The organism is Neorhizobium turbinariae (assembly GCF_023223505.1).
Lineage (GTDB): Bacteria > Pseudomonadota > Alphaproteobacteria > Rhizobiales > Rhizobiaceae > Neorhizobium > Neorhizobium turbinariae.
The window spans coordinates 43,823-59,630 of record NZ_JALPRY010000023.1; the positions used below are offsets into that span (position 1 = coordinate 43,823).

Genomic DNA, 15,808 nt, shown 5'->3' on the forward strand with positions numbered 1-15,808 from the left:
ATGGACGCGAGCCACCTTGTCGAAGTCTCCGGCCTGATTCTCGGTTCCCTGCTTCTCCTCCTTGTCGGAGGTGTCTGGATCGGCGCAGCGCTGCTGATCTGCGGCTTTATCGCCATGCAATTCGCACCGGCGGGCATCCAGCTTGGTGCGGCACTTGCCACCAATGCCTGGAGTGGCGCCGCCTCCTGGAGCCTTGCCGCGCTACCGCTCTTCATCTGGATGGGCGAGATCCTGTTCCGCACGCGCCTGTCGGACGAGATGTTCCGGGGCCTCGCACCATGGCTCAACTGGTTGCCCGGTCGCCTCGTGCATGTCAACGTGCTGGGCTGCGGTCTGTTTGGCGCCGTCTCCGGCTCGTCGGCCGCGACCACGGCCATGGTCGCCAAGATCACCCTGCCGGAACTGAAGAAGCGAGGTTATAACGAACGCATTGCGCTCGGCTCGCTCGCAGGCGCTGGCACGCTCGGCTTCCTCGTCCCGCCATCGATCCCGATGATCGTGTATGCCGTGGCGGCCAATGTCTCAATCATCCAGATGTTCATGGCGGGGCTCCTTCCAGCAGTGATTGTCATGGGGCTTTACATGGGCGCCATCGTCGTCTGGCACCTGATGAACAAGGACCAGAGCCCGCCGCCAGAGCCGCGCATGCCTTTCCGTGCCAAGCTCAAGGAAACGCTCAACCTCATTCCGCTGGCGCTTTTGATCCTCACCGTCTTCGGCGCGCTGCTGCTCGGCTGGGCAACAGCAACCGAATGTGCGGCCTGGGGTGTGCTGGGCGCGCTTGTCATCGCGCTTTGGCAGCGGGCACTCACCTGGAAGACCTTCATCGACAGTATCATGGGCGCCACCCGCATGACGTCGATGATCATGCTGATCCTGACCGGCGCTGGCTATATGTCGATCGCCATGGGCTATACCGGCATTCCGAACGCGCTTGCCTCCTGGGTCGACAGCTTCCAGCTCAGCCCCTACGCGCTGATTGCGGTCCTGACGATCATGTATGTGTTGCTCGGCTGCGCCATCGATGGACTGTCGATGATCGTCCTGACAACGGTGGTGGTCCTGCCGATGATCCAGCAGGCGGGTTTCGACCTGGTCTGGTTCGGTATCTTCCTCGTCCTGATGGTCGAGATGGCGCAGATCACGCCGCCGGTCGGCTTCAACCTCTTTGTTCTCCAGACGATGAGCGGGCGCGACAGCCTCACCGTTGCCAAGGCCGCGCTTCCGTTCTTCTTCCTGCTTCTGGCAGCAGTTGCAGTCCTCACGATCTTCCCGGACATCGTGTTGGTTCTGCCACGAATGGTTTATCCGGGTTAATGTTCACAACAAGGGGAATGGAAATGCATAAAACGATATCCCGCCTCACACGAATGGGCATTGCCGCCGCCGCCATTCTGGCGGCTTCGGGGACCGCTTGGGCGCAGACAGCCTGGGTTCTGCCTTCTGCCTATCCGCCGGCGAACTACCATGTCGAAAACCTGATGCAGTTCGCAAAGGACGTCGACACTGCTTCCGGTGGTAAGCTGAAGATTACCGTTCACCCGAACGCGGCGCTCTTCAAGGCCCCGGACATCAAGCGTGCTGTCCAGACCGGCCAAGCCCAGGCCGGCGAAGTGCTGATCTCGCTGCACGAAAATGAAAACCCGGTCTTCGGCATCGACGTCGTGCCGTTCCTCGCAACAAGCTTCGAGCAGTCGAAGAAGCTTTACGAAGCGTCCAAGCCGGCAATCGAGAAGGCGCTCGATGAGCAGGGCCTCAAGCTGCTTTACGCAACGCCGTGGCCGCCGCAGGGTGTCTTCACCAAGAAGGACGTCAACAGCGTTGCCGATCTCAAGGGCCTGAAATGGCGCGCCTATAACGTCGGCACCTCGCGCATCGCGGAACTCGTCGGCGCCCAGCCGGTCACCGTCCAGGCCGCCGAACTGCCGCAGGCGCTGGCAACCGGCGTCGTCGAAAGCCTGATGACCTCGAGCGCCACCGGCGTTGATTCCAAGATCTGGGAATCGCTGACCCACTACTACGACACCCAGGCCTGGATTCCGAAGAACATCACCTTCGTCAACAAAGCTGCTTTCGAAGCGCTCGATCCGGAAATCCAGAAAGCCGTCACCGATTCTGCTGCTGCCGCTGAAGCGCGTGGTTGGGAGCTCGGCGTTGAAAAGACCAAGGCCTACATGGAGACGCTCCAGAAAAACGGCATGCAGGTCGTTGAGCCGAGCGAAGAGCTGAAGAAGGGCCTGGCTGACGTTGGCGCAAAGCTGACCGAAGACTGGTTGAAAAAGGCTGGCGCAGACGGTGCTGCCATCCTTGACGCCTACAAGAAGATGTAAGACCAGCATGCGCCGCGAGCTTCATAGCTTGCGGCGCATTGTTTTCGGAGGGAACGCCATGTCATCGGACAAGAACGAGTTCGGGCCGATCGTCTCATCGGGTCATCTTGCAACCGGTGCCTTGCCGGCGCTTTCCGAAATCGAATTTGGCATGATCATGCTGCATCATGCCTTCAATCGCTGGATGGTCCGCTGCATGGCAGCCTCCGGCGTGCCGGATCTGTCGCCGATTGACGTTCTGGTGTTGCACCACATCAACAGCCGCAACAAGCCGAAGACGCTGGCGGACATCGCGCTCGTTCTCAACATCGAGGACACCCATGTCGTCACCTATGCGTTGAAGAAGCTGGAGCGGCTGAAGCTCATCAAGTCAGGCCGGCGCGGCAAGGAAAAGCTGGTGATGATCACCCCAATGGGCGCCGAATCCTGCGCAAAATACGCTGCCATGCGTGAGGCGCTTCTGGTGAAGTCGGTCCTGGCAACGGAAGTCTCCGGCGAGACACTGTCGGCCATGGCATCGCGCCTGCGTGCCCTGTCTGGCCACTACGACCAGGCTGCCCGCGCCGCTGCCTCGCTTTGAGCGCTCGACGCGCTCCCATCGTCGTTGCCGCCGCCGGACGCGCGTAAGCCGGAACGAAAATATTACAAACTTAAAGTTTCTCTCTTGCAACCGTGAACGAGCGGTGCTTTTCTGCGCGAAAGGCACAAAGCCGCATAGAATAAAAAACACTTGGGAACGAAAAGCATGTTGGGACCCTCAGGCCACCAGGACACGTTTGCTCGCGACAATCTTCCGCCCTTTGACCAGTGGCCGGAGATCAAGCTGGGAGACTTCCAGTATCCGGAATGGCTGAATGCCGGGGTCGAGCTCACAGACCGCATGGTCGAAAAGGGCTTCGGCGATCATACCGCGCTTATCGGCAACGGCCGCCGCCGCACCTACAAGGAACTGGCCGACTGGACAAACCGCATTGCCCGCGCGCTCACCGAAGACTACGGCCTCAAGCCGGGCAACCGCGTCCTGATTCGCTCCGCAAACAACCCGGCCATGGTGGCGTGCTGGCTTGCCGCGACGAAGGCTGGCCTCGTGGTGGTCAACACCATGCCTATGCTGCGCGCTGGCGAACTGGTGAAGGCGATCGAAAAGGCTGAAATCCAGCTCTGCCTCTGCGACACCCGCCTCATGGAGGAGATGGTCGCGGCCGCCAAGGAGAGCAAATACCCGACGCTCGTCGTCGGCTTCGATGGCACCGCCAACCACGATGCAGAACTTGATCGCGCTGCGCTGAACAAGCCGGTGCGCTACGAGGCCGTAAAGACCGGTCGCGACGATGTTGCACTGCTCGGCTTCACCTCCGGTTCGACCGGTGTGCCGAAAGCAACGATGCATTTCCATCGCGACCTGCTGATCATCGCCGATGCCTTCGCCAAGGAAGTCTTGAACGTCACGCCCGACGACGTCTTCGTCGGTTCGCCGCCGCTTGCCTTCACCTTTGGCCTCGGCGGCCTGGCAATCTTCCCGTTGCGTTTCGGTGCGGCCGCAACCTTGCTCGAGCAGGCAACGCCGCCAAAGATGATCGAGATCATCGAGACCTACAAGGCGACGATCAGCTTCACCGCCCCGACCGCGTACCGTGCGATGCTGGCGGCCATGGACGGCGGTGCCGACCTTTCCTCGTTGCGGGTTGCGGTGTCGGCCGGTGAAACGCTTCCCGCGCCCGTGTTCGAGGAGTGGGTGAAGAAGACCGGCAAGCCGATCATCGATGGTATCGGCGCAACCGAGATGCTGCACATCTTCATCTCCAACCGGATGGACGACTTCAAGGCCGGCTGCACCGGCAAGCCGCTCGCCGGCTACGAAGCGATTGTCGTCGACGACAACATGAACGAAGTGCCGCGCGGTACGGTTGGGCGGCTCGCGGTCAAGGGACCGATCGGCTGCCGTTACCTCGCCGACGAGCGGCAGAAGGACTACGTGAAGGACGGCTGGAACCTCACCGGCGACAGCTTCGTGCAGGATGAGGACGGCTACTTCCATTTCGCGGCCCGCTCCGACGACATGATCGTGTCGGCTGGCTACAATATTGCAGGTCCCGAAGTCGAAGCCGCGCTCCTCAAGCATGATGGCGTGCTCGAATGCGCCGTGATCGGCGTGCCGGACGAGGAGCGCGGGACGATCGTCCAGGCGCATGTCGTGCTGGCCAAGGGACACGAGCCGAGCGACCTGATGGTCAAGATCCTCCAGGATCACGTCAAGTCAGTGATCGCGCCCTACAAGTATCCGCGCTCGATCATCTTCACCGACGCCTTGCCGAAGACTGAATCCGGCAAGATCCAGCGTTTCCGGCTGAAGCAGAAGCTGTCGGCGTAACCATAGTTCGCATTGAATAGCCTCCGGCATCGGGCCGGAGTGGAAGTTTCCACGCAAATGTGGAAGACAGAAAGAGACCACGGCGGAACACCTCCGCCGCCGGCATCTGGGAACGATACAAACAACAACAATTGGGAGCTTGTTAGATGAAGAAAATGCTCGCTGCGGCCACGCTCGCGCTTAGCCTGAGCGCCTCCGGCCTTGCCTTCGCCGATCCGGTGAAGATCGGCATGATCACCACCCTTTCGGGCGGTGGCGCTGGTCTCGGTATCGATACGCGTGACGGCTTCATGCTGGCCATCAAGAATGCCGGCAACAAGGACATCACCGTCGTTACCGAAGACGATGCACAGAAGCCGGAACTGGCCGTGCAGATCGCCGACAAGATGATCCAGTCCGACAAGGTGGACATCCTCACCGGCATCGTCTGGTCGAACCTTCTGATGGCGGTTGCGCCGAGCGCGGTTGCCCAGGGCAAGTTCTACGTCTCGACCAACGCGGCTCCCGCACAGCTTGCTGGCGCGAACTGCCACAAGCTTTATTTCAACGCCGCCTACCAGAACGACAACCTGCATGAAGCCATGGGCGAATACGCCAACAAGGGCTTCAAGAAGATGTTCATCCTGGCCCCGAACTATCCGGCCGGCAAGGATTCGCTCACCGGCTTCAAGCGCTACTACAAGGGCGAGCTGGCAGCCGAAGTCTACACCCAGGTCGGCCAGACCGACTACGCCGCTGAAATCGCCCAGATGCGTGCATCCGGTGCCGATGGCATCTTCGTCTTCCTGCCGGGCGGCATGGGCATCGCCTTCATGAAGCAGTTCGCACAGTCCGGCGTGAAGATCCCGGTCATGGGCCCCGGCTTCTCCTTCAGCCAGGACGTTCTGCCGGCAATCGGCGATGCGGCGCTCGGCGCCAAGGCTTCCGGCCAGTGGGCTCCGGACTTCGACAACGAGGCATCGAAGAAGTTCCTTGCCGACTTCCAGAAGGAATATAACCGCCTTCCGTCGATCTACGCCGTCCAGGCTTATGACGCAGCCCAGTTGATCCTCGCTGCCGCGTCGAAGGCCAGCGTTTCGGATGCCGATGCATTTGCAGCCGAACTGAAGAAGGCTGAGATCCAGTCGCCGCGTGGCAACTTCAAGTTCAACACCAACCAGCATCCGATCCAGGACATTTACCTGACGGAAGTCATCAAGAAGGATGGCGTGCTCACCAACAAGACCGTCGAGAAGATCTTCACCGACCACGGCGATGCCTACGCCAAAGACTGCAAGCTCTAAGGTCGCCACGTGACCATTGCACTTGCTCTGGAGCAGTTGCTGAACGGCATTCAGCTCGGCGTCATGTTGTTTCTCATGGCTGCCGGGCTGACGCTGATCTTTGGCGTCATGGGCCTCATCAACCTCGCTCACGGCTCGCTCTACATGGTCGGCGCATTCGCATGCGCCGCCGTGGCAGCCTGGACCGGCTCGTTCTGGATCGGCCTCGTCGCCAGCCTCGTTGCGGCGGCGGCCGCCGGCGCGATCGTCGAACTCGCCGTCATCCGCAGGCTTTACGACCGCGATCACCTCGACCAGGTGCTGGCGACCTTCGCGCTGATCCTGATGTTTTCCGAAGGTACCCGCTGGCTCTTCGGCTCATTCCCGCTTTATCTCGACATTCCGCCGCTGTTGCAGGGCGCCGTAGCGCTTCCCGGTGGTACGGAATATCCGGTCTACCGGCTGGCCATCATTGCCGCCGGCGCGCTTGTCGCCTTCGGACTCTACATGCTGATCTCCCGCACCCGGCTTGGCATGCGCATTCGCGCCGGCGAAAGCGACCGCGAAATGATCGGCGCGCTCGGCGTCGATATCCGCACGCTTTATACCGTCGTCTTCGCGCTTGGCGCAGCACTCGCTGGCTTTGCGGGCGCCATGGTCGGCGCCATCCAGTCCGTACAGGTCGGCATGGGCGAACCGGTGTTGATCCTCGCCTTCGTGGTCATCGTCATCGGCGGCATCGGCTCAATCAAGGGCGCGCTGCTCGGTGCTCTGCTGGTTGGCGTCACTGATACGATGGGACGTTTCCTGCTGCCCAAGCTGATGGTGCTCTTCGTGCCGCCGGCGCAGGCGGGTGCCATCGGCGGTGCCGTTGCATCCATGCTGATCTACATCGTCATGGCCATCATCCTGGCCGTCAAGCCGCGGGGCCTGTTCCCGCCGGCGCATGCGTGAGGCTTCCGGTTCGATCATGATCTTGACCCGCGAAAACCTCATCAACCTCATCCTGGCCGTCGCTTTGCTGGCGATACCGCTCATTGCCAATGCCGCCGGCCAGCCATTCTACATCACGCTTGCGACCCGCGTTGCGATTCTGGCGCTCGCGGCAACGGGCCTGAACCTGGCGCTCGGCGTCGGTGGTCTGGTTTCTTTCGGCCATGCGGCTTTCTTCGGCATCGGCGGTTATGTCGCCGGCATTCTCGCCTCGCACAGCTTTTCGGGTGAACCGGTGCTCTTTGGCCTGTCGGGCACGAACCAGATGTGGATCATCTGGCTGGTCGCCATGGCGCTCGCCGGCCTCGTCGGCCTTGCCATCGGCGCCATCAGCCTGCGCACCTCGGGCGTCTACTTTATCATGATCACGCTCGCCTTTGCGCAGATGGTCTACTACTTCGCGGTGTCCTGGCCGGCCTATGGCGGCGAGGATGGCCTGTCGATCCTGGTGCGCAACCAGTTCCCCGGCGTCATGACCATGGTGCCGATGAACTTCTTCCTCATCTGCTATGTCATCCTGCTGGTCGGCATCGCGCTTTTCGCGGTAATCCGCGCGTCCCGCTTCGGCGCGGCCCTGCAGGCAGCCCGGCAGAACGAGGTGCGCGTCGCGACGGTTGGCATCCAGCCTTACCGCATCCGGCTGACGGGCTTTGTGCTATCGGCCATGATCACGGGTCTTGCCGGCGCGCTGTTTGCCGATCTCAACCGCTTTGTCAGCCCTTCGATGCTCTCCTGGCACATGTCGGGCGAACTCATCGTGCTGATCATCCTCGGCGGTACTGGCCGGCTCTTCGGCCCGCTCGCAGGTGCAGCCCTTTATGTCGCGTTCGAATATGCGCTTGGCGGCATCACGGAACGCTGGCAGTTCTTCCTCGGCCTGATCCTGCTGCTCGTCGTGCTTTTTGCCCGCGGTGGCCTTGTGGGCCTGCTTGCCGGAAAGGCCAAACATGGTTGAGCCGATCCTTCAGATCTCGAACCTCGTCAAGAATTTTGGTGCCCTGCGGGCGACCGATGGCGTGACGCTTGATCTTCGCCCGGGTGAAATCCACGCGCTGATCGGCCCGAACGGGGCTGGCAAGTCGACGCTCATCCACCAGATCTGCGGCACGTTGCGGCAGGATTCCGGCAGCATCCGCTTTGCGGGCCAAGATGTCGGAGGCTTGAGTGTCGCCGAACGGGCAAGGCTTGGGCTCGGCCGCACCTTCCAGGTGTCGTCGATTGCGCCGGAGTTCTCGGCACTGCGCAATGTCATGCTGGCCGCCCAGGCCAAGGAAGGTTCAAGCTTCCGCTTCTTCAAGCCGGTGATGCGCGACCAGGGCCTGATCGACAAGGCGATGGCCATGCTGGAGCGCGTCGGGTTGACCGAGCGCGCCCGCATTCCCGCTGCTGAGCTCTCGCATGGCGAACGGCGCCAGCTGGAGATCGCCATGGCGCTGGCGCTCCAGTCGAAGGCCTTCCTTCTGGATGAGCCGATGGCGGGCATGGGCCCGGAAGGCTCGAAGGCGCTCACCGGTTTCCTCGATACGCTTCGCCAGGAGGCGCCGATCCTGCTGGTCGAGCACGACATGGACGCCGTCTTCGCGCTTGCCGACAGAATTTCGGTGCTGGTCTATGGCCGCGTCATCGCCACCGGCACGGTCGACGAGATCCGGCGCGATCCGACCGTCCGCAGCGCCTATCTCGGAGACCACGACTGATGTTGCTCCAGGTCGAAAATATCGCCACCTTCTACGGCAGCAGCCAGGCGCTGTTCGGCGTCGATTTTTTCATGCAGGAAGGCGAGGCGGTCGCGCTGATGGGCCGCAACGGCATGGGCAAGTCGACAACGATCAAGTCGATCTGCAACCTCATGCCGCCACGCTCCGGCCGGATTGTGTTCGGCGGCAAGCCGACCGATCGCCAGCCGCCGCACAAGGTGGCAAGGCTCGGCATCGGCCTGGTGCCGGAAGGCCGTCGCTGCTTCCCGAACCTCACCGTGCACGAAAACCTGGTTGCCGCTGCGCGCCCTGGGCAGTGGACGCTCGAGCGCGTCAACGATCTCTTCCCGCGGCTCAAGGAACGGCATGCGCAGATGGCGCGTTCCTTGTCCGGTGGCGAACAGCAGATGCTGGCGATCGGCCGCGCACTGATGACGAACCCGCGCCTTCTCATTCTTGACGAAGCAACGGAGGGCTTGGCCCCGGTGATCCGCCAGGACATCTGGAGCGCCATCCGCAGGTTGAAAGATGAAGGCCTGTCCATTCTTGTAGTGGACAAGACGCTTTCGGAGCTTTTGCCGGTTGCAGACCGCTGCGTCATTCTGGAAAACGGAAAAAGCGCCTGGAGCGGCAAGCCGGCCGACCTGACGACCGAACTGCAGGATCGATTTCTCGGGGTGTAAAGCGATGGATGGGGAAGTGGCGAGCGCCGATCTGGAACTGATCGTCCATGGACCACATGGCAAGAACAAGCCGGAAACCCGGCTGTGGCTGCGCATGCTTTCCACGACAAAGCTCATCACCACGGAAATCCGGCGCCGTCTGCGCAGCGAGTTCGGCGCCACCTTGCCGCAGTTCGACCTGATGGCGCAGCTCTACCGCGAAAAGGACGGCCTGCGCCTCGGCGAATTGTCCAAGCGTACCATGGTCACCAACGGCAACGTCACCGGCCTCGTCGAAAGGCTGGAAGCGGACGGCCATGTCCAGCGCCTCACGCCGGAAGGCGATCGCCGCGTCACCGTTGCCATTCTCACGCCCGACGGCATCTCGCTCTTCGAGCGCATGGCAGCGGCGCATGAAGGCTGGCTGCGCGACATCATGGCCGATGTCGACCCTGCGATGATCGCCTCGCTCTGGACGGAAATCGGCGCCGTGAAAAGCTCCGCCAGAAACCATCTGTCCGGCAGCGCCTTCGAACAGTAGGCGCCCCAACGCCACGCTCAAGAGATCCCCATGCCAGACCTGCAGGCCATCGTCGACGAGATCCACGAGAAGCTTCAGCCGCGTCTGGGGGAGGGCAAGGTTGCCGATTACATCCCCCAGCTCGCGCATGTCGACCCGAAGAAGTTCGGCATTGCGATCATCGATGTCGACGGCCAGACCTACAAGGCCGGTGACGCCGACGTTCCCTTTTCCATTCAGAGCGTCTCAAAGGTCTTCACGCTGACGCTGGCGCTCGGCAAGCACGGCGAAACGACCTGGAACCGCGTCGGGCGCGAGCCTTCGGGTTCGGCCTTCAACTCCATCGTGCAGCTCGAGCATGAGGAGGGGAAGCCTCGAAACCCCTTCATCAATGCTGGCGCGATTGCCGTGAGCGACCTTGTGCTCGCCGGCCACACACCGCGCGAGGCGATTGGCGAGATCGTCCGCTTCGTGCGCTACCTCGCGGATGACGATACGATCGCGATTGATCCGGAAGTGGCAAAGTCGGAGCATGCCACAGGCTACCGGAACTTTGCGCTTGCGAACTTCATGCGCTCCTTCAACAAGCTTACCCATCCGGTGGAGCATGTGCTGGGCGTTTATTTCCACCACTGCGCGCTCGCCATGACCTGCACGCAGCTTGCCCGCTCCGGTCTCTTCCTCGCAGCCTCGGGCCGCAACCCGCTGACGGGCCACACGGTCGTGTCGCCCCAGCGGGCGCGCCGTATCAACGCGCTGATGCTGACCTGCGGCCATTACGATGGCTCTGGCGACTTCGCCTACCGCGTCGGCCTGCCCGGCAAGAGCGGCGTTGGTGGTGGCATCCTAGCGGTAGCGCCCGGCAAGGCGTCGGTCGCCGTCTGGTCACCCGGCCTCAACAACCACGGCAACTCGCTGCTCGGGTCGCTGGCGCTGGAAATGCTGGCGCATCGCACCGGGTGGTCCGTCTTCGGACCATGAGGAATTTCCCAACAGCCCAAACGAAAAAGCCCGGCGTCGAGCCGGGCCTTCCGTTTGATGTCCAAGCCTAACCTTAGTCTTCGCTGGCCGCCATCTGGGTCAGCACATTGCCACGTCCGCGCAGGCGAAGCACCAGCGGCAGGATCAGTGCGATGGCTGCCAGACCCAGGAGCACGGCTGCGATCGGCGACTGCACGAGTGTCGTCACGTCGCCCTGGCTGATCGACAGCGCCCGGCGAAGCTGCTGTTCTGCAAGCGGGCCGAGGATCAGGCCGACGATCACAGGCGCGATCGGGTAGTCGAACACGCGCATGACATAGGCGACGAGGCCGAAGACCAGGAGCATGCCAAGCTCGAAGACCGACGGGTTGGCGCCGATCGTGCCGAGCGTCGCAAACACCAGGATGCCGGAATAAAGCCATGACTTGGGGATGGTCAGCAGCCGGACCCAGAGGCCGACGAGCGGCAGGTTCAACACCAGCAGCATCAGGTTGGCGATGAGCAACGAGGCAATCAGGCCCCAGACGAGCTGCGGGTTGGTCGCAAACAGAAGCGGACCCGGCTGCAGGCCGTATTGCTGGAAGCCGGCGAGCATGATGGCAGCGGTCGCCGAGGTCGGTAGGCCAAGCGTCAGCAGCGGCACGAGCGTACCGGCAGCCGATGCGTTGTTGGCAGCTTCCGGACCTGCAACGCCCTCAATCGCACCATTGCCGAATTCTTCCGGGTGGTTCGAAAGGCGCTTTTCAGCGGCATAGGAAAGGAATGTGCCGATTTCGGCGCCGCCGGCCGGCATGGCGCCGATCGGGAAGCCGATCACGGTGCCGCGCAGCCAGGGCTTCCAGGAGCGGGCCCAGTCCTTCGCGGTCATCCAGACAGACCCACGGATGGCCTCGACCTTGTCGGGTGCCTGGGCGCCTTGGGCGGCGATAAACAGCGTCTCGCCGATCGCGAACATGGCAACCGCCATGGTCGTGACTTCGATGCCGTCGAGCAAGTCCGGGACGCCGAAGGAAAGGCGGTTCTGGCCGGTCAGCTGGTCGATGCCGACAAGCGAGAGGGCCAGGCCGATGAAGAGCGACGTCAACCCACGCAGGGCAGAATTCCCGAAGGCGGAGGAAACGGTGACGAAGGCCAGAACCATCAGCGCGAAATATTCACGCGGCCCGAAGACCAGCGCCAGCTTGACGATGTAGGGGGCAACGAAGGCAAGCGCGAGCGTCGCGATCAGGCCGGCCACGAACGAGCCGATGGCGGACGTCGCAAGAGCCGGACCGCCGCGCCCGGCGCGGGCCATCTTGTTGCCCTCAAGCGCGGTGATGATCGAGGCGCTTTCGCCCGGCGTGTTGAGCAGGATCGAGGTCGTCGAGCCGCCATACATGCCGCCGTAATAGATGCCGGCGAACATGATCAGCGATCCGGTCGGATCGAGCTGATAGGTCACGGGCAAGAGCAGCGCCACGGTCGTCGCCGGGCCGATGCCGGGCAGGACGCCGACCATGGTGCCCAGCGTCACGCCGATGAGGGCGTAAAGCAGGTTGATCGGCTCCATAGCCGAAACCAGACCCTGCATAAGGAAGTCGAATGTGCTCATGATCTCAATCTCGAAGCCCGATCAGTGGATCAGGTTTTCCAGGGGGCCTGCCGGCAGGGAAAGCTGCAAGACGACGGCGAAGAGCCAGTAAATGGCAAAACAGAGGACGATGCCGACCGGGATGCTGATCCAGATCCGGCGCGCACCGAAACCTGCTGCAGCAAGACCGAAAAGGACGCCCGTGGCAATCGAGAAGCCGACGAGGCGGATCAGCACCATCTGCGCCAGGAGACCTGCGACCACCCAGGCGACCGGTTTGATTTCCTGCCGTTCCCGCTGCGGGAAGTCACCCTTGAAGGAGGCAACGACGGTCCAGATGGCAAGGCCGATCAGGACGATGGCGATCCAGTCGGGAACCGTGGCCGGTCCTACTTGCGAATAGCCGCCCATGTCGCGCAGGCGGGCGACATCGAAGAAGATGATGGCCGCCATGATGGCAAGCACGGCGGCAATAGCAAGCGCCGCCCAATCAGGGCGGCGCTGCGAACGTGTCTGTTCGTTGTGGTCCAGGCTCATTTAACCAGTCCGATATCCTTCAGGATGGCTTCAGTCGCCGTGATGTCCTTGGCGAGCTGTTCTTCAAATTCCGGGCCGGAGAGGTAGGTGTCGATCCAGCCCTTGGTCTTCAGGTTGTCCTGCCAGGTCTTGGACTTGGCGAGCTTTTCGATGTCAGCCGTGACAGCTGCCTTCTGCTCGTCGGAAAGACCCGGGGCAGCAGCAACCATGCGCCAGTTCTGGATCACGACATCGAGGCCGGATTCCTTCAGCGTCGGGGCGTCGATGCCTTCGATCTTCTCGTCGGACGAGATGGCGAGGACGCGCAGCGCGCCGGCCTTCACCTGGCCTTCGAATTCGCCATAGGAGGAGATGCCGGCCGTCACCTGGCCGCCAAGGATAGCAGCAAGCGCTTCGCCGCCGCCGGAGAAGGCGATGTAGTTGACCTTGGTCGGGTCGACGCCTGCAGCCTTGGCAACGAGGCCAGCCGTGATGTGGTCGGTACCGCCGGCCGAACCGCCGCCCCAGGAAACCGCGCCCGGATCAGCCTTCAGCTTTTCGACGAGGTCGGCCATGGTCTTCACTTCGGAAGCCGCCGGAACCACGATCACTTCATACTCGCCGGTCAGGCGAGCGATCGGGGTGACGTCCTTCAGCGTGACGGGAGAATTGTTGGTCAGGATCGCGCCGACCATGACGTAGCCGCCAACCATCAGCGCGTTCGGGTTGCCCTTCTGCTGGCTTGCGAACTGCGCGATGCCGATCGTGCCGCCCGCGCCCGGGACGTTCATGACCTGCACCTTGTCGGAGATCTTCTCCTGCTGCATGGCCGTCTGCATCGTGCGGGCCGTCTGGTCCCAGCCGCCGCCAGGCGCTGCCGGAGCCATGATCGTGTAGTCGGCTGCAGCAGCCGGAAGAGCGATGGCGCCCGCGAGAATGGATGCGAGGATGAAATGTTTCAAGGATGTGTCCTCCGTTGAGCGTCTTGAGTTGACGCGACATTATTTGACATGCGGCGGTGAAGCGTTTGCAAGGCTGGAAGCCTGCCTGTCATCCTCCGCAATCGGGTCCCGCCTCCAAACGGGGCCGAATGCGCCTAAGCGATCACATAAAGCTGACATCAACCTGACATCCCGCGCCGCTTGTTCACGAGGATGCCACGGAAATGCCCGATTTGCTACTGCAGTCGCAGCACCTCGTTCCAACGCGAGATGAGCCGGGCGCGCTTCACCTGGTCGAGATAGACCATCAGCCCGAGGCTCACCGGAACCGGTTTCAACTGGCCGCCCAGCATTTCGCGCATGGTCGTGGCCGTATTGTTGCCGGCCACTTCCGGGCTCACCGCCGGGATTTGCAGTTCGCGGGCCATGATCGTCTGGCCCTCCTTCGACATGAAGAACTGCAAGTAACGCTTTCCAAGCTCGGGGGAGGCTGCTGCCTGCGGCACCAGCCCGATGCGCGACATCACGACGGTATAATCCTTCGGCAGCACGATGCCGACATTCGGGTCGTGCTTCGCCCAGTCTGCGGCATAGGAGCCGACGATGTTGTAGCCCAGCAGGAAGCGTCCGTCGGCCACCCGTTCCAGGATCGCACCGCTTGTTGAGTAGAGTTTGACGCCAGCCTTGCCCATGGCGCCGACAACCGACCAGATGTCGCCGAACTGCTCCTGGTCCCGTGACATGAACAGGAAGCCAACGCCAGACCGCTCGATGTCATAGGTGCCGATCCGCCCGTGCACAGCGTCGCCGCGCTCCTTCAGGAACTGTACGAACTCGGCGCGGGTCGAGGGCGGCGGCCGGTCCTGGAAGCTCGGCTTGTGGTACACGAAGACGGCCGGCTCGAAGGTCAGTGCGTAGACTGTGTTGCGCCAGTTCGCCCAGCTTGGCCAGAGCCCGCTGTTCGGCAGGTCGCTCTGTTGCGCATAACCATCATTGGCAAGCTTCACCTGCAGGTCCATGGCGGAGGAGAAGGCAAAGTCGGCGGTCTTCTGTCCAGCATCCGTTTCCCGCACGATCCGATCATAGATCTCGCCGGTCAGCATGTCCTCGTAACGCACCGCGACATCCGGATTGGCGGCCTGGAAACTGGTGATCATCGGCTTCGCAAGCGGCGCGTCGAGCGACGAATATACCGTCAGCACGGGTGCGTCGGCCCGGCCCGACAGGGCTGGAAACACCGTTGTATCGGCTGCGGCAAACAGGGGCAGGAGCGCAAGGCAAAGCGAAAGGAACAGGAGCCTTTTCATGGGCGCGAAGAATGCCTCATCGGCGCGTGGTGGGCAAGCTGAACGAGCGCCTCCGCCGATACGCCACACCGCTTGTATTTATCGATCCTCTGCCTACCTCTGCACCGCCTGCGCCAAGCCAGCGCGCCACTTGAACCCGAGGTTTCGACCCATGTCGCTTTCGCTCTACGATGTCACGATCCCCGTCTTCCTGCGCAACTTCGCCAACCTCACCGAGATCCTGAAGAAGGGCGAGGCCTTCGCGGACGAAAAAGGCATGGCGCATGAGGAGCTACTTGGCGCTCGCCTCATTGAGGACATGCACCCTTTGACGGCGCAGGTTCAGCGCGCCAGCGACACCGCCAAGTTTGTCGTGGTCCGGCTCGGCCAGGTCGAGAACATGCCGATGGCCGATGACGAAAAAACCTTCGCTGATTTGCATGCCCGCATCGCCAGGACCGTCGAGTTCCTGAAAAGCGTCGACCGTGCCAGCATGGATAACCGTGAAGATGCCGAAGTGGTGCTCACCACCCGTACCGGTTCCACCACCTTCACCGGCACCAGTTACGTGTTGAACTTCGCGCTGCCGAACTTCTTCTTCCACGTCACGACGGCCTATGACCTGCTGCGCCACAAGGGGGTGCCGGTCGGCAAGATGGACTATCTCGGCCGCGCGTAA

Annotated in this window: 16 protein-coding genes; 12 read left to right on the forward strand and 4 right to left on the reverse strand. The window is 62.3% G+C overall.

Features of this window, described 5'->3' with window-relative positions; all coding sequences use genetic code 11:
* The 11 genes from M0654_RS18440 (at window position 1) to M0654_RS18490 (ending at window position 10,816) form a co-directional block, all read left to right on the forward strand.
* Window positions 1–1,317 (forward strand): TRAP transporter large permease, encoded by a 1,317-nt coding sequence (locus M0654_RS18440; RefSeq protein ID WP_118851203.1) that lies wholly within the window; start codon window positions 1–3, stop codon window positions 1,315–1,317.
* Window positions 1,318–1,340: 23 nt separating this feature from the next.
* The gene (locus M0654_RS18445; protein WP_248684342.1) at window positions 1,341–2,330 is read left to right on the forward strand and encodes a TRAP transporter substrate-binding protein; all 990 of its coding nucleotides are present in this window, start codon (window positions 1,341–1,343) and stop codon (window positions 2,328–2,330) included.
* 58 nt (window positions 2,331–2,388) lie between these two features.
* Window positions 2,389–2,910, forward strand: coding sequence for a winged helix DNA-binding protein (locus M0654_RS18450; protein ID WP_118851702.1), 522 nt, complete (start codon window positions 2,389–2,391; stop codon window positions 2,908–2,910).
* Between the two features lie 165 nt (window positions 2,911–3,075).
* Window positions 3,076–4,701: an AMP-binding protein gene (locus M0654_RS18455; RefSeq protein ID WP_248684343.1), complete on the forward strand. Its 1,626-nt coding sequence runs from the start codon at window positions 3,076–3,078 to the stop codon at window positions 4,699–4,701.
* A gap of 146 nt (window positions 4,702–4,847) precedes the next feature.
* Window positions 4,848–5,984: an ABC transporter substrate-binding protein gene (locus M0654_RS18460; protein WP_118851205.1), complete on the forward strand. Its 1,137-nt coding sequence runs from the start codon at window positions 4,848–4,850 to the stop codon at window positions 5,982–5,984.
* A 9-nt stretch (window positions 5,985–5,993) separates the two neighbouring features.
* Entirely contained in the window at window positions 5,994–6,917 is a 924-nt protein-coding gene (locus M0654_RS18465; RefSeq protein ID WP_118851206.1) for a branched-chain amino acid ABC transporter permease, read from the forward strand.
* A 16-nt stretch (window positions 6,918–6,933) separates the two neighbouring features.
* Window positions 6,934–7,911, forward strand: a complete 978-nt coding sequence (locus M0654_RS18470) for a branched-chain amino acid ABC transporter permease (RefSeq protein WP_248684344.1) — start codon at window positions 6,934–6,936, stop codon at window positions 7,909–7,911.
* The gene (locus M0654_RS18475) at window positions 7,904–8,653 is read left to right on the forward strand and encodes an ABC transporter ATP-binding protein (protein ID WP_248684345.1); all 750 of its coding nucleotides are present in this window, start codon (window positions 7,904–7,906) and stop codon (window positions 8,651–8,653) included. Before M0654_RS18470 ends, M0654_RS18475 begins: the two co-directional genes overlap by 8 nt.
* On the forward strand, window positions 8,653–9,336 hold the full coding sequence (locus M0654_RS18480; protein WP_390920762.1) for an ABC transporter ATP-binding protein: 684 nt from the start codon (window positions 8,653–8,655) through the stop codon (window positions 9,334–9,336). Before M0654_RS18475 ends, M0654_RS18480 begins: the two co-directional genes overlap by 1 nt.
* Window positions 9,337–9,340: 4 nt before the next feature.
* Window positions 9,341–9,856: a MarR family winged helix-turn-helix transcriptional regulator gene (locus tag M0654_RS18485; RefSeq protein WP_118851210.1), complete on the forward strand. Its 516-nt coding sequence runs from the start codon at window positions 9,341–9,343 to the stop codon at window positions 9,854–9,856.
* A gap of 30 nt (window positions 9,857–9,886) precedes the next feature.
* Window positions 9,887–10,816, forward strand: a complete 930-nt coding sequence (locus M0654_RS18490; RefSeq protein ID WP_248684346.1) for a glutaminase — start codon at window positions 9,887–9,889, stop codon at window positions 10,814–10,816.
* Between the two features lie 73 nt (window positions 10,817–10,889).
* On the opposite strand, the gene M0654_RS18495 is transcribed toward M0654_RS18490, so the two are convergent.
* From M0654_RS18495 to M0654_RS18510, 4 genes are all read right to left on the reverse strand, one after another.
* Window positions 10,890–12,407, reverse strand: a complete 1,518-nt coding sequence (locus M0654_RS18495) for a tripartite tricarboxylate transporter permease (RefSeq protein WP_248684347.1) — start codon at window positions 12,405–12,407, stop codon at window positions 10,890–10,892.
* A 21-nt stretch (window positions 12,408–12,428) separates the two neighbouring features.
* Window positions 12,429–12,923, reverse strand: coding sequence for a tripartite tricarboxylate transporter TctB family protein (locus M0654_RS18500; RefSeq protein WP_248684348.1), 495 nt, complete (start codon window positions 12,921–12,923; stop codon window positions 12,429–12,431).
* Window positions 12,920–13,864, reverse strand: a complete 945-nt coding sequence (locus M0654_RS18505; protein ID WP_248684349.1) for a Bug family tripartite tricarboxylate transporter substrate binding protein — start codon at window positions 13,862–13,864, stop codon at window positions 12,920–12,922. Before M0654_RS18505 ends, M0654_RS18500 begins: the two co-directional genes overlap by 4 nt.
* 215 nt (window positions 13,865–14,079) lie before the next feature.
* The gene (locus M0654_RS18510; protein WP_248684350.1) at window positions 14,080–15,150 is read right to left on the reverse strand and encodes an ABC transporter substrate-binding protein; all 1,071 of its coding nucleotides are present in this window, start codon (window positions 15,148–15,150) and stop codon (window positions 14,080–14,082) included.
* A gap of 151 nt (window positions 15,151–15,301) precedes the next feature.
* Between M0654_RS18510 and M0654_RS18515 the strand changes: the two genes are divergently transcribed.
* Window positions 15,302–15,808 (forward strand): DUF1993 domain-containing protein, encoded by a 507-nt coding sequence (locus M0654_RS18515; RefSeq protein ID WP_248684351.1) that lies wholly within the window; start codon window positions 15,302–15,304, stop codon window positions 15,806–15,808.

What these genes read in the sequence shown, in the direction of transcription:
- M0654_RS18440 (WP_118851203.1), top strand. Translation starts at nt 1, where the DNA reads ATGGACGCGAGCCACCTTGTCGAAGTCTCCGGCCTGATTCTCGGTTCC.
- M0654_RS18445 (WP_248684342.1), top strand. Translation starts at nt 1,341, where the DNA reads ATGCATAAAACGATATCCCGCCTCACACGAATGGGCATTGCCGCCGCC.
- M0654_RS18450 (WP_118851702.1), top strand. Translation starts at nt 2,389, where the DNA reads ATGTCATCGGACAAGAACGAGTTCGGGCCGATCGTCTCATCGGGTCAT.
- M0654_RS18455 (WP_248684343.1), top strand. Translation starts at nt 3,076, where the DNA reads ATGTTGGGACCCTCAGGCCACCAGGACACGTTTGCTCGCGACAATCTT.
- M0654_RS18460 (WP_118851205.1), top strand. Translation starts at nt 4,848, where the DNA reads ATGAAGAAAATGCTCGCTGCGGCCACGCTCGCGCTTAGCCTGAGCGCC.
- M0654_RS18470 (WP_248684344.1), top strand. Translation starts at nt 6,934, where the DNA reads ATGATCTTGACCCGCGAAAACCTCATCAACCTCATCCTGGCCGTCGCT.
- M0654_RS18475 (WP_248684345.1), top strand. Translation starts at nt 7,904, where the DNA reads ATGGTTGAGCCGATCCTTCAGATCTCGAACCTCGTCAAGAATTTTGGT.
- M0654_RS18480 (WP_390920762.1), top strand. Translation starts at nt 8,653, where the DNA reads ATGTTGCTCCAGGTCGAAAATATCGCCACCTTCTACGGCAGCAGCCAG.
- M0654_RS18485 (WP_118851210.1), top strand. Translation starts at nt 9,341, where the DNA reads ATGGATGGGGAAGTGGCGAGCGCCGATCTGGAACTGATCGTCCATGGA.
- M0654_RS18490 (WP_248684346.1), top strand. Translation starts at nt 9,887, where the DNA reads ATGCCAGACCTGCAGGCCATCGTCGACGAGATCCACGAGAAGCTTCAG.
- M0654_RS18495 (WP_248684347.1), bottom strand. Translation starts at nt 12,407, where the DNA reads ATGAGCACATTCGACTTCCTTATGCAGGGTCTGGTTTCGGCTATGGAG.
- M0654_RS18500 (WP_248684348.1), bottom strand. Translation starts at nt 12,923, where the DNA reads ATGAGCCTGGACCACAACGAACAGACACGTTCGCAGCGCCGCCCTGAT.
- M0654_RS18510 (WP_248684350.1), bottom strand. Translation starts at nt 15,150, where the DNA reads ATGAAAAGGCTCCTGTTCCTTTCGCTTTGCCTTGCGCTCCTGCCCCTG.
- M0654_RS18515 (WP_248684351.1), top strand. Translation starts at nt 15,302, where the DNA reads ATGTCGCTTTCGCTCTACGATGTCACGATCCCCGTCTTCCTGCGCAAC.